Source organism: Sphingomonas sp. Root241 (assembly GCF_001428865.1).
Lineage (GTDB): Bacteria > Pseudomonadota > Alphaproteobacteria > Sphingomonadales > Sphingomonadaceae > Sphingomonas.
Genome location: NZ_LMIV01000004.1, coordinates 158544 through 171820, shown reverse-complemented (window position 1 = coordinate 171820; position 13277 = coordinate 158544). Strand labels below are relative to the sequence as shown.

At 66.3% G+C, this 13277-nt stretch carries 10 protein-coding genes; 5 read left to right on the top strand and 5 right to left on the bottom strand.

Annotated elements, in window-relative coordinates:
- The first annotated feature begins 124 nt into the window (after window positions 1–124).
- Complete coding sequence (locus ASE13_RS17995) at window positions 125–1312, top strand: dipeptidase (protein WP_056619479.1); 1188 nt, start codon at window positions 125–127, stop codon at window positions 1310–1312.
- Between the two features lie 148 nt (window positions 1313–1460).
- Here ASE13_RS17995 and ASE13_RS17990 read toward each other — a convergent pair whose 3' ends face one another.
- From ASE13_RS17990 to ASE13_RS17975, 4 genes are all read right to left on the bottom strand, one after another.
- Window positions 1461–2870, bottom strand: coding sequence for an efflux transporter outer membrane subunit (locus ASE13_RS17990; RefSeq protein WP_056619474.1), 1410 nt, complete (start codon window positions 2868–2870; stop codon window positions 1461–1463).
- A gap of 104 nt (window positions 2871–2974) precedes the next feature.
- On the bottom strand, window positions 2975–6157 hold the full coding sequence (locus ASE13_RS17985) for an efflux RND transporter permease subunit (RefSeq protein ID WP_056619472.1): 3183 nt from the start codon (window positions 6155–6157) through the stop codon (window positions 2975–2977).
- A 169-nt stretch (window positions 6158–6326) separates the two neighbouring features.
- Window positions 6327–7598 (bottom strand): efflux RND transporter periplasmic adaptor subunit, encoded by a 1272-nt coding sequence (locus tag ASE13_RS17980; protein WP_056619470.1) that lies wholly within the window; start codon window positions 7596–7598, stop codon window positions 6327–6329.
- Entirely contained in the window at window positions 7595–7993 is a 399-nt protein-coding gene (locus ASE13_RS17975; RefSeq protein WP_056619466.1) for a hypothetical protein, read from the bottom strand. The genes ASE13_RS17980 and ASE13_RS17975 overlap by 4 nt, the downstream gene beginning before the upstream one ends.
- Before the next feature lie 489 nt (window positions 7994–8482).
- On the opposite strand from ASE13_RS17975, the gene ASE13_RS17965 reads away from it, so the two are divergent.
- A complete protein-coding gene (locus ASE13_RS17965) occupies window positions 8483–8941 on the top strand; it encodes a hypothetical protein (RefSeq protein WP_056619460.1) in 459 nt (152 codons plus the stop codon).
- Window positions 8942–8950: 9 nt separating this feature from the next.
- Here the strand turns inward: ASE13_RS17965 and ASE13_RS17960 are convergent, their stop codons facing one another.
- Complete coding sequence (locus tag ASE13_RS17960) at window positions 8951–9562, bottom strand: TetR/AcrR family transcriptional regulator (RefSeq protein WP_056619456.1); 612 nt, start codon at window positions 9560–9562, stop codon at window positions 8951–8953.
- A gap of 161 nt (window positions 9563–9723) precedes the next feature.
- On the opposite strand from ASE13_RS17960, the gene ASE13_RS17955 reads away from it, so the two are divergent.
- The 3 genes from ASE13_RS17955 (at window position 9724) to ASE13_RS17945 (ending at window position 13226) form a co-directional block, all read left to right on the top strand.
- Entirely contained in the window at window positions 9724–10344 is a 621-nt protein-coding gene (locus tag ASE13_RS17955; protein WP_056619453.1) for a CerR family C-terminal domain-containing protein, read from the top strand.
- A complete protein-coding gene (hlyD, locus tag ASE13_RS17950; RefSeq protein WP_056619450.1) occupies window positions 10341–11348 on the top strand; it encodes a secretion protein HlyD in 1008 nt (335 codons plus the stop codon). Before ASE13_RS17955 ends, hlyD begins: the two co-directional genes overlap by 4 nt.
- A gap of 156 nt (window positions 11349–11504) precedes the next feature.
- Window positions 11505–13226 (top strand): ATP-binding cassette domain-containing protein, encoded by a 1722-nt coding sequence (locus ASE13_RS17945; protein WP_235537043.1) that lies wholly within the window; start codon window positions 11505–11507, stop codon window positions 13224–13226.
- Window positions 13227–13277: the final 51 nt, after the last annotated feature.

Genomic DNA, 13277 nt, shown 5'->3' with positions numbered 1-13277 from the left:
ATTTTCACATACAAGCACGGATTGCACCATGCCTAGTGGCTATGGCGTGCGCCTCTTCGGCGGGCTGTACGGCGCCCGGTCCCCACGCCATGCTGCGGGAAGTTGTCGCTGATCCGAGGTCCCGATGAAAAAGCTCGTCCTGCTTGTCCTGCTCGCCACCACCGCGTCCGCGTCCCTTGCCGCGCCCGGGGAGGACAAGAACCTGCACAAGAAACTGCTGACGCTCGACACGCATCTCGACACGCCGGCCCATTTCGCCCGCCCGGGCTGGAGCTTCGGCGACCGGCACGATCACGCGACCGATCCGGTGCAGGTCGATCTCGGCCGGATGGACGCGGGCGATCTCGATGGCGGGTTCTTCGTGATCTACACCGCGTCTGGCCCGCTGACGCCCGAGGGCTATGCGGCCGCCAAGGCCTTCGCATTCAAGCGCTCGGACGAGATCCACGCGACATTCGCCAAATTCCCGGACCGGATCGGATTGGCGACCAAGGCGAGCGACGCCGCGCGACTCGACAGAGCGGGCAAGCGCTTCGGCTTCATCAGCATCGAGAACAGCTATCCGCTGGGTGAGGACCTGTCGCTGCTCGGCGAATTCTACAAGCGCGGGGTGCGGATGGCGTCGCCGGTGCATTTCCGAAACAACCAGTTCGCGGATTCGGCGACCGACACGCCCAAATGGAACGGCCTCAGCCCGCTGGGCAAGCAATGGGTCGCCGAGATGAATCGGCTGGGCATGGTGCTCGACGCGAGCCATGCCTCGGACGCAGTGCTCGATCAGATGATAGCGCTATCGAAGACGCCGGTGATCCTGTCGCACTCGGGATCGAAGGCGATCTTCGATCATGCGCGCAATCTCGACGACGCGCGCCTCCGCAAGCTTGCTGCCTCGGGCGGTGCGATTTGCGCCAACGCCGCCTATCTCGGCAAATCGAACCCCAATGCCGAACGCTCGGAGATCGCCGACAAGCTCGAGGACGCCGCGAAGCTGGGGCTAACCACCGAGCAGGTCGCCGCGCTCACCCGGCGGCTGCGCGCGATCGAGGCGACGGCGCCGTCGCAGCAGGCCGATTTCGAGACCTATATGCGGCTGGTTCTCCATTTGATCGACGTGGCGGGAGTCGACCATGTCTGCTTCGGCGCCGATTGGGATGGCGGCGGCGGAGTCCCCGGCTTCGAGGACATCGACGCACTGCCCAAGGTCACCGCGCGGCTGCAACAGGCGGGCTATTCGGCGGCCGACATCGAGAAGATGTGGAGCGGCAACGTGCTGCGGCTGCTGCGGACGGCGGAACAACGCAAGGGGCGATGATTCAGCCTGGAGAAGCGACGCGGTTATAAACGCGTCATCCCCGCGAAAGCGGGGACCCATCTCCGGCACCATCCACAAACGCGCCGGTGCTTTTTGCCGATCGCTCAGGAGATGGGCCCCCGCTTTCGCGGGGGTGACGGGTTAGGATCTAAGCCGGCGGCGTCTGCCAGCCGCCGCCGAGCGCCTTGAACAGATCGACCTGGGTGTCGGCGATCTGCGCGTCGGCCGCGGCGAGCGCCGCCTCGGCATCGGCGAAGGTGCGTTCGGCATCGAGCAGGGCCAGCGAGTCGATGTCGCCTTCGCGCTGGCGGGCGCGAGCGATGTTGACCGCCGCCTGCGCCTCGTTGTGCGCCGCCTGCAGCGCGGCACGGCGCTCGAGCGCATGAGCATAAGCGGAGAGCGCGGTCTCGGTCTCCTGCAGCGCGCCAAGGACAACGCCGTCGAAGGTCGCGAGCGATGCCTGGGTATCGGCCTCCGCCGCGGCGACGCGGGCGCGGGCCGGCTCCGGATTGACTGCCCAGTTGATCAATCCGCCGAGCAGCCAGCGCAGCGGGCCACCGGTGAAGATCTCTCCCACGTCGTTGCCGGTCGAACCGATAGAACCGCCAAGGCTGATCTTCGGATAGAGATCGGCAGTGGCGACGCCGATCCGTGCGGTGTTGGCAGCAAGGCGGCGCTCGGCGGCGCGGATATCGGGACGGCGGGCGAGCAAGGCGGCGCCGTCGCCGACAGGGATCGGCTGGTCGAGGCGGAGCGTCTCGGTGCGCACGCGTGCCGTCTGCGGGAGGTCGGCGGGAGCGCGGCCGGTGAGCGTGGCGAGGCGGAACAACGCGGCGTCGCGCTCGGCGGCGAGCGCGGGGACTTCGGCCTGACGCTGGTTCCGCAATGCGCCAATGCGGGCGGTGTCGAGTCGCGTCGCGAGGCCGACATTGCGGCGGCGCTCGGTCAGGTCGATCGACTGGTCGAGCAGCTTGACGATGCGCTCGGCGACCGCGAGCCGCTCCGCCGCGGAGGCGGCGTCGGCGTAAGCACGCGCGGTCTCGGCCGCGACGATCACGCGGACCGCGTCCGCATCAGCCTCGGCGGCAGCGACATCGCCGCGCGATGCCTCGACATTGCGCGATACGCGGCCGAACAGATCGACTTCGTACGAAACGTCGAGCCCGGCATCGATCTGCCAGTCCTCGCGCGCGGCACCCGGCGGACGCTGCCCTTCGGGGAGGCGGCCGTAATTTGCGCCGGCGCTCACGCCTGCTTGCGGCAGCCGATCAGCGCGGGCGCCGCGCAGCGCCGCGCGAGCACGGGCGATGCGGGCAACCGCCACCCGGACGTCGGTGTTGGCGGCCAGCGCGTCGGTGACGAGCTGGTCGAGCACCGGATCGTTGTAGAGCCGCCACCAATCGCCCTTGACCGGTTCGGGCGTCACCGCCGGGCTGGTCGCGATGAAGTTGCCGGCGGCAGTCTGCGGGTGGACCGGGGCGACATAGTCGGGGCCGGCTGCGCAGGCCGCGAGAGCGAGCGCTGAGGCAGTCGCGAGGATAGTGCGGTAGATAGTCATATCATTTCCTCCTGCCCGTCATCCCGGCGAAAGCGGGAATCTCAGGCGATGGCGGGACTGGAGCCGCCTGAGACCCCGGCTTTCGCCGGGATGACGGCTAGTGGTTACTCAGCAGGTTGCAGCACGGGTTCGGGTGCCTCCCCCGATCCACGCCGCCTGCGCGCGAGACGCTGTCCAAGCCCGCGGCAGACGACGTAGAAGGTTGGAGTGAAGAGCAGGCCGAAACCGGTCACGCCCATCATCCCGAAGAACACCGCGGTGCCCAGCGCCTGACGGAGCTCGGCCCCTGCCCCGCTCGCGATCAGCAACGGCACGGCGCCGAGGATGAAGGCGAACGAAGTCATCAGGATCGGCCGCAGGCGATCGCGCGCGGCACGCACAGCGGCCTCCACAGGCGACAACCCGTCCCGCGCCTCGGCCTGCTGCGCGAACTCGACCACGAGGATCGCGTTCTTGGCAGCGAGCGCGATCAGCACGACCAGCCCGATCTGCGTGAGGACGTTGTTGTCCATACCGCGCAGATTCACTCCGGCCATTGCCGCGAGCAGACACATCGGCACGATCAGGACGATCGCGAGCGGCAAGGTCAGGCTCTCATATTGCGCCGCCAGCACGAGGAAGACGAACAATACGGCCAGCCCGAATACCAGGCCCGCAGTGCTCCCCGCCATCTTCTGCTGAAAGGCGATGCCGGTCCATTCGGCGCCGTAGCCGGGTGGCAATTCGCTCGCGAGCTTCTCCATCGTCGTCAGCGAGCGGCCCGAGCTGTACCCCGGGGCGGTATCGCCATCGACCTCGACTGCCGGGAACAGGTTGTAGCGCGTCACGCGATACGGTCCGGTCTTGTTCTCGAAGGTCGATACCGATCCGATCGGCACCATCGCCCCCGAGTTCGAGCGGGTCTTGAGGTTGGCGATGTCGGCCTCGGTCGCACGGAACGGCGCGTCCGCCTGGGCAGTCACGCGATAGGTGCGCCCGAGCATGTTGAAGTCGTTCACGAACGCCGAGCCGAGATAGACGTTGAGCGCCTCGAACACCCGCTCCGGCGGCACGCCGAGCATATTGGCCTTGCGCCGATCGATATCGGCGAAGACGCGCGGTGTGGCGGTGTTGAAGAAGGTGTAGATCTGCTGGAGGCCCTCGGTCTGGTTGGCCTTGCCGATCAGCCCGTACGCGGTCTTGCCGAGTTCCTCATAGCCGTGCTCGGCACGATCCTGGATCATCATCCGATAACCACCGGCCGAGCCGATGCCCTGGATGAGCGGCGGCGGCACCACGAGCAGCATCGCCTCGTTGATGTCGGCGGTACGCTTGCGCGCCTCGTTCATGATCTCGGCATAGCTGACGCCGAGCTTCTTGCGCTCCTCGAACGAAAGCAGAGGCACATAAGCGGCGGCGCTGTTGGGAGCGAGCGTCTGCGACGGGCCATCGAAGCCCGCGAGCATCACCGAACCCTTCACGCCCTTGATCGGCAAGATGCGTGCGACGACCTTGCGCATCACCTGGTCAGTGCGCTCGAGCGACGAGCCTGGCGGAAGCTGGATGACGGTCAGGAAATAGCCCTGGTCCTGTGCCGGGATGAAGCCGACGGGCGTCACCCAGAACAAGCCGATCGTCGCCGCGATCAAACCGGCATAGGTAACCATCATCCGCTTGGGCCGCGTCACCAGCGCGCGGGTGAGCCTCGCATAGCCCTCGCTCATCCGCTCGAAGCCGCGGTTGAACGCGTCCGCCCCGCGCCGCATTACGCGCGCGATCGGACCCTTCGGCTCGCTTTCGTGCCCTTTCAGCAACACGGCGGCGAGTGCGGGCGACAGCGTGAGCGAGACGAGCAGCGAAATCGCAGTCGCGACCGAGATCGTCACTGCGAACTGCTTGTAGAAGGCGCCCGACAGGCCGTTGAGGAACAGGGTCGGCAGGAACACCGCGAGCAGCACCAGCACGATCGCGACGAGCGCGCCGGACACCTCGTCCATCGAGGTCTTCGCCGCCTCGAGCGAGGACATGCCCCGCGCGAGGTTGCGCTCGACATTCTCGACCACGACGATCGCGTCGTCGACGACGATGCCGATCGCCAGCACGAGGCCGAACAACGAGAGGTTGTTGAGTGAATAGCCGAGCGGCAGCAGCACTGCCATCGTGCCGATCAGCGAGACCGGGATCGCGACCACCGGAATGATCGCCGCACGCCATTTCTGCAAGAAAACGATGACGACGAGCACGACGAGCAGGATCGCCTCGCCCAGCGTGTGATAGACCGCGTCGATCGACTGGGCGATGAACTCGGTCGGATTATAGATGACGCGATATTCGAGGCCCTTGGGGAAGTTCTTCGATATCTCCTTCATCTCGTGCTCGATCGCCTTCGCGGCGGCGAGTGCGTTCGAGCCCGGCCGCTGATAGGCGGCGAGGATCACGGTCGGCTGGTTCGAGAGATAGGTATTGGCGTTATAGTCCGCCGCGCCCAGTTCGACACGGGCCACGTCGCTGACGCGGACCTGGCGCCCGTCACTATCGGTGCGGATCACGACCTGCCCGAACTCGGCAGGGTCCTTGAGGCGGCCTTGCGTCTCCACGTTGAGCTGGAAGGCGTTGCCGCTGGGCGTCGAGCCCGGCTGGCCGAGTGAACCCGCTGCGACCTGGATGTTCTGCCCGCGCAGCGCCTGGACGATGTCGCCCGCGGTCAGGTCGAGTGCCGCGGCACGGCCCGGATCGATCCAGACGCGCATCGCATAGTCGCGTGCACCGAACATGCGGACATCGCCCACGCCATTGATGCGGGCGAGGCGGTCCTTCACCTGCGTCAACGCGTAGTTGGAGATGTAGCTGCGATCGATCGAGTTGTCGGGCGAGATCAGATTGACCACCATCAGGAAGTCCGGCGTGGTCTTGCGCGTCACCACGCCGAGCCGCTGCACTTCCTCGGGCAGGCGGGGAATGGCGACTGCGACGCGGTTCTGCACCAGCACCTGCGCGGCGTCGAGATTGGTGCCCGACTTGAACGTCACGGTGATCGTGACGCTGCCGTCGCCCGTCGACTGGGACGACTGGTAGAGCATGTCGTCGACGCCGTTGATCTCCTGCTCGATCGGCGCGGCGACGGTTTCGGCTACCGTTTCGGCCGAGGCGCCGGGATAGCTGGCGGAGACCGTCACCGTCGGCGGGACGATGTCGGGATATTGCGAAATCGGCAGCGCCAGATAGGCGATCGCACCGATGATCGTGATCACGATCGCGATGACCGCCGCGAAGATCGGGCGCGTGATGAAGAAACGCGAGAGGCGCATGGGCCTACTCCTCGTTAGAGGGATTTCCAGATCCGTTCGCCCTGAGCTTGTCGAAGGGCGTAGCCATGAGCCGATCGCGCGGAGGCGATGCGGCCTTCGACAAGCTCAGGCCGAACGGAGTGATTGGGTCCTGCCGCCGGGCCTTGGGGACCGCCCGGCGGCAGGTCGGTCAGCGGGCGAAAGTGGCCTCGCCCGTGACCGGAGCCGATACGACTGGCGGTGCCGCAACAGTCTGGGGTTCGATCTTGCCCGGCTTGATCTGGACCTTGCTTCCCGGAGGCGACATCTGCGCCCCGGCGAGGACGACGCGGTCCTGCGGAGTCAGTCCCGAGCGGACGATGCGCAGTCCGTCGACGACGGGTCCGACCGTAATCGGCTTGGGCTGGAGCGTTCCGTCCTTGCCTACGGTCATCACGATCTTGCGCGCCTGATCGGTCGAGACGGCCGAATCGGGGATCAGCAGCGCCTGCGCGGTGCCGCCCGCCGAAAGCCGCATGTTGCCGAACATGCCCGGAGTGAGGAACATGTCCGGATTGCGCAGCACCGCGCGGCCGCGGATCGTTCCCGATCGCGGATCGAGCCCGTTGTCGGTGAAATCGAGCCCGCCCTTCCAGCGATAGTCGGTTTCGTCCTGCAGGCGGATCTCGACCGGCGACTGGGTATTACCCTCGGCCTGCGCGCGCTTGGTCTTGAGGAACAGCGCCTCCGAACCGTCGAAGGTGAAGTAGATCGGATCGAGCGCGTTGATCGTGGTGAGCAGCGAACCGCCCGCCCCCTCCCCCGCCGCGACAAGATTGCCGGCATCGACCTTGCGGTCCGAAATGCGGCCGGCAATCGGAGCGCGGACCTGCGTGAACTCGACGTCCAGGGCACGGGCACGGACCCGGGCCTCAGCCGCAGCGACCGAGGCACGCGCCGCACGGACACGCGCCTGGAGCCGCTCGACATCGCTCTTCGACACCGCTTCTGCTGCGACCAGCCGTTCAGCGCGGCCGAGATCGGACTGGGCGAGCGCCAGATCGCTCTGCGCAGTGGCGAGGCCCGCCCGCGCCTCGGCGAGCGCCGCGGCGAACGGGCGCGAGTCGAGCGTGAAGAGCAACTGGCCCTTTTGGACGATCGCACCGTCGGTGAAGTGGATGCCGACGACCTGCCCCGAGACGCGCGGACGCACTTCGACGCTGCGGCTTGCCTCGAAGCGGCCCACATAATCGTCCCATTCGCTGACCTGACGCACCAGGGGCTGGGCAACGGTGACGGTGGGCGGCGGCGGCGCGGCGATCGCCGGCGACTCACGATTGAAGAAGCCGACACCGCCGGCCACGAGCAGCACCGGCAGCGCGACGAACGCGCCCTTCTGCCAGAGCGGGCGGGGCTTGCGGTCGAGCTGACCCGATTCGGCCTCGTTCGGCTCGACCGGATCGATACGCGTGATCATGTTCATGCACGATTTCCCTGATTGAGGGCTGCCCGGCCCCGGCTGATGCTGGCGAGCAGCGTTTCATATTGTTCGGTGGTGAAACCCGCCTCGTGAAAGGCGCGGATCGCGGCGCGCGGCACGGTATAGCCCTTGTGCCAAGCGTGGACGGCGAGGCGACGAAGCGCCTCCAGACGCGAGTCCGCCAGCTCCGGATTGGGCCGCTGGCCGCCGAAAATCATGGTGAGCGCAGTGGCGAGCTTGCCCGGCTTTTCGAGCGACGAGAGCCGATCGTGTTGCGCGATCGCCACCACCTGCCATTCGAGCGCGGAAAGGCCGGTCCGCGTGCGCGGCGCTGCAGTTACATCGTCAGGGGTCGCAATGGGGCTGCCCTGCAATGTGGCGAAGTTCAGATAAGCCATGATTCTTCTCCCTTCTGGCCGGCGGCGGACGCACCGCTCCCTTGCCCGCGGCGCATGGCCCACGGGATCACCGGCGATTGTTGTCGCGAAGGCGCAAGCTTCCTCCCCACGAACCTCATTCGCGCGGCAGGCAGACTGGGCCTGAAATGTGGATCGGCGCGCGGGGCGCCGATGGCTCAGGCCGTGGCCTGACCTCGATGTTTGCAAAGCTTACGCATAGGCAGCTCCTTCGTCTGGTCCCGGTTGCGAAGGTGACGGATCACTTCCATACCGACTGGTATAGAAATCGTGCTGCGTTGCGTCAAGGGCTTTCTATACTGGCCGGTATCTTTTTTGTCGAGAGGGTGGCGACGGATTTTCGGTGGGGATTTGCGACCGCGCCGCGCTCCGTCAGGTAAGCCAGGCAACATCTTGTTAAACACCGGCATTTATTCCCAGGGAATGCTCATCGCTCCTTAGTCGCTTCGCTTCAGCCACCATGCGCTCGCCGTGCTGGCCAGCGCGCTGCTCGGTTCGACCGTCTTCGCGGTCCTGACGACCGTCGCCATCGTGATCATGTCCGGAGACTCGCTCCCCGGCGGAGCCTGGCTCGTCTGGCTGGCAATCGCCAGTTGGTTCACCGCTTTCATCCTGGCACTACCCGGCGCAGCGATCCTGTTCTCGCTGCTCTGGCCGACGACTCGCCACGGCACCGCGGCGGGCACATGGCTCTGCGTGATCGGTGGAGCGGTGGTCGGTATCCTCGCAGCGCCCCTCGCCAGCGCGCGTCACGTTAGTGCGAGTCCGAGGCAGATGATCCTTTTCGCGGTCACCGGCGCCGCCTTCGGCTTGCTGTATGTGTTCTTCGCACGCCGGCTCGCCCGTTCGTCGGGCCCGCATCGCGCCTCTTCCCGCAGCTTCCGGCATCGCTTGCCGGCGGTGGCAATCGACGGCAAAGCGTCGGAATAAGCTCCCAGCTTATTTCGTCGGCCAAACCGCCAGGCTGGTTTCGACCAGCCGCTCGAGTTCTTCGTAGCTGGCCCCTGCCCCGGCTTGCAGTGCGAGCCCCTGAAGCAATGCAACCAGATAACCGGAAAGCGCCTGGGCATTCATATGTTCGGGTAACTCGCCCGCTGCTTCGGCTTTTTCGAAGCGTGCGATCAGCGCGTCCGACGAGGATTTGCGTCGGGCGATGACCTCGTCGCGGATCGATTCAGCCTCGACTCCGCACGCGACCGAGCTGATCACGCGCAGGCAGCCGCGCGGTTCGCAGTCGCTCGCCTGCATCTCGAGCGCGCCGCGCAGCAGCCGCTCGGCGACGCCGCGCGCGGTGGGCGCGTCGAGCGCCTGCGCCATGTAGCAGAGCTTCTCGCGCTCGTAGAGATCGAGCGCCTTGCGGAACAGCGCCTCCTTGTTGCCGAACGCGGCATAGAGGCTGGGGCGCGTGATCCCCATCGCGTCGGTCAGATCGGTGAGCGATGCGCCTTCGTAACCCTTGCTCCAGAACACGCGGAGCGCCTGGGCAAGCGCCTCGTCGACGCAAAATTCGCGCGGGCGCCCTTTGGCAGTGGTGTAGGTGGCAGTTTCCATAATGATCGGTACATAATCACAAAGTGTGGAAAAATCACTAGTATTAACGCGTAGGTGCCAAACAGGGTGCAAATCCGCCCGCAAATCCGACCGCACAAGGGCCTTGCCAAGACAAGGATGCAAGCATATGCACTGTTCGTTCGAACGAACAAAGGGCGACCATGGTCTCTGCGACGCTCCTCGACACGGCGATCGACCAATTTGGCCGACTCGGCTTCGAGGGGGCGAGCACGCGTGACATCGCTCGTGCGTCGGGTACGGCGATGTCTTCGATCACCTATCATTTCGGCGGCAAGCAAGGCCTGTACCTCGCCGCCGCGGAGCATATCGCCGCATCGATTCGCGCTCTGCAGGGCGAGAATGTCGCACGCGCTGTCGCGGCCGGGCAGGAATCGCGCGAAGCGGCGATAGAGGCACTGGCGACGATCCTCGACGGGTTCGCGCAAATGATGCTGCGGCCCGAAACAGAGGCGTGGTCGCGTTTCATCATCCGCGAGCAGCAATTCCCGACCGAGGCATTCGACGTGCTGTTCAACCGCGCGATGCACCCGGTGCTCGATGCGTTCATCGAGCTGATCGGACGTGCCCGCCCCGATCTCGCCCGCCGCGAGGCAGTGGCGATGGCGATCCTGTTGTTCGGCCAGGCAATGATATTGCGCGCGGGCCGCGCCGCGGTGTGCCGGGCGCTGCAGGTCGACCAGATCGACGATGAGACTGCCCGCCTGCTGCGCGCGAGGCTGCGTGCGAACGTGCTCTGCATCCTTTCGGAGAAGCCGCAATGAACCGACGCCGCCTGATCGTGATCGCGCTGATCGTGGTGCTCGCCGTGGCGGCATTCGCCACGCGCGGCTTCGGCCTGATCCCGCACCGCGCCGAAACCGAGCTGACGCTCTACGGCAATGTCGACATCCGCGAAGTCGACATGGGTTTCCGCGTCGGCGGCCGGATCGCAGGGATTGGCGTCGAGGAAGGTGCCAAGGTGACCCAGGGTCAGTTGCTCGCGACGCTCGATACCGCGACGCTCGACGACCGCATCGCCGAGGCAGACGCGCGCGTGGCGCAGGCGCAGGCCAATTACGACAAGGCGCGCAACGGCGCACGCGCGCAGGACGTGGCGCAGGCGCGTGCGCGAGTCGCGGCGGCGCAGGCAGTCTATGCCAATGCCCAGCGCGATTATGCCCGGCGCCAGGCGCTGGTCGAACCCGGCGCGATCAGCCGCGATATCTGGGAACAGACCCGCGCCGATCGCGACCGTGCCGCCGCGCAGCTTGCCGAAGCGAAGCAGGGGCTGTCGCTGCTCCAGGCGGGCAGCCGGCCGGAGGATATCGCTGCAGCTGCCGCCGAGGTGCGAACGGCGCAGGCCGCCCGCGCAGGCGTCGCCACCGATCGTTCGGACACCCGGCTGGTCGCCGCCACCGCAGGCACCGTCGTCACCCGCGCCCGCGAACCCGGCGCCATCGTCCAGCCGGGCGAGACGGTGCTGACGCTGTCGATCGACCGGCCGATGCGAGTCCGCGCCTATGTCGCCGAGACCGACCTCAGCCGGATCAGCCCGGGAATGAAAGTGCAGGTGACCGCCGACGGCAATGCCAAGACCTATCGGGGCACGATCGGCTACATAGCGCCCCGCGCGGAATTCACGCCGAAATCGGTCGAGACCGAGAATCTGCGGACCGACCTCGTCTATCAGCTCCGCGTGATCGTCGACGATCCCGACGACGCGCTGCGCCAGGGGCAGCCGGTGACGGTGCGCGTTATCGGCGCGCGGGTGCGGCATGAGGATTGAGATCAGCCTTCTCCCCTCCCTGCAAGGGAGGGGCCGGGGGTGGGTGCGAGCGAAGCGAGCCCTTCCCACGACACGAACAAAAGCGACAGCCGGGCATCGAGCCCGACTGCCGCTTACCCACCCCCAACCCCTCCCTAGGAGGGAGGGGCTTTGCTAGTGGAAACCGTCGCCCGCACCTCCAATCTGGTGAAGCGCTTCGACACGCTCACCGCGCTGGACGGCGTCAGCATGGCGATCGAACCCGGCAAGGTCACCGGCCTCGTCGGCCCGGACGGCGCGGGCAAGACCACGCTGATCCGAATCCTCGCGGGACTGATGGCTCCCAACAGTGGCGAGGTGGAGGTGCTCGGCGCGGCCCCCGGGCAGAAGCTCGACGATCTCGGCTATATGCCTCAGCGCTTCGGACTCTACGAGGATCTCTCGGTGATCGAGAACCTCACTCTCTATGCGGAAGTGCGCGGGCTCCCGAAAGCCGAGCACAAGGAGAGTTTCGACCGGCTGCTCGACTTCACCGATCTCGCGCGCTTTCAGGATCGGCTGGCGGGCAAGCTTTCGGGGGGCATGAAGCAGAAGCTCGGGCTCGCCTGCGCATTGGTCAAGACGCCGAAAGTGCTGCTGCTCGACGAGCCGGGCGTCGGCGTCGATCCGATCTCGCGGCGCGAACTCTGGGCGATGGTCGGTGATCTGACCGATCAGGGGATCGGCGTTTTGTGGTCTACTGCCTATCTCGACGAAGCCGAGAAGTGCGACACGGTCTATCTACTCAACGAAGGCAAATTGCTGTTCGACGGGCCGCCGGCCGATCTGACCGGCAAGGTCGCCGGCCGCGTGTTCCGGGTCACCGGCTTCAAGGACCGCCGCCGACATTTCCTCACCCGGACGCTTGATCGCGACGAAGTGATCGACGGCACGATCCAGGGGCGATCGGTGCGGCTGCTGATGGCGGAGGGCGTGGCCGTTCCTACCCCCGAATCGCTCGATGCTGAAGGCGGCGCGGTCGAGCCCGCGCCGCCTCGCTTCGAGGACGGCTTCATCGAACGGCTGGGCGGCGGGCCCAAGGGCACCAGCGCCCTCGCCGAACGCTATCGCGAGATCCCCGAGAACAGCGAATGCGCGATCGAAGCCAAGGGCCTCACCAGACGCTTCGGCGATTTCGTCGCGGCGAGCGACATGCAGTTCGCGATCCCGCGCGGGCAGATCTTCGGACTGCTCGGACCCAATGGCGCGGGCAAGTCGACCACCTTCAAGATGTTGTGCGGGTTGTTGACACCGACCAGCGGCAGCGGCTCCGTGGCGGGACATGATCTGCGCCGATCGCGTGCCGATGCGCGCGCCTCGCTCGGCTATATGGCGCAGAAATTCTCGCTCTATGGCGACCTCAGCGTCCGCCAGAATCTCGATTTCTTCGCCGGCGCCTATGATCTCGACCGCGAAAAGGCCAAGCGCGCGATCGAGGCGATGATCGAGATTTTCGAGCTGAAGGGAAAGCTCGACGTCAATGCCGGCACGTTGCCGCTCGGCTTCAAGCAACGGCTCGCTCTGGCCTGCGCGGTGATGCACGAACCGCCGGTGCTGTTCCTCGACGAGCCTACTTCGGGTGTGGACCCGGTGACGCGACGCGAATTCTGGACGCATATCAACGGGCTGGTCGAGAAGGGCGTGACCGTGCTCGTCACCACGCACTTCATGGACGAGGCCGAATATTGCGACCGCGTCACCCTGATTTACCGCGCCGAGCAGATCGCCACCGGTACGCCGGACGAGCTCAAGGCACAGGCAGGAAAACTGGCGGGCCTCGACGATCCGACGATGGAAGACGCCTTCATCGCGCTGATCGAGGAATTCGACCGCAAACGCGACGAAAGGGAGGCGGCGTGAGGCGCGCATTCTCTCTAACGCCCCTCCCCTTCAGGGGAGGGGTTGGGGGTG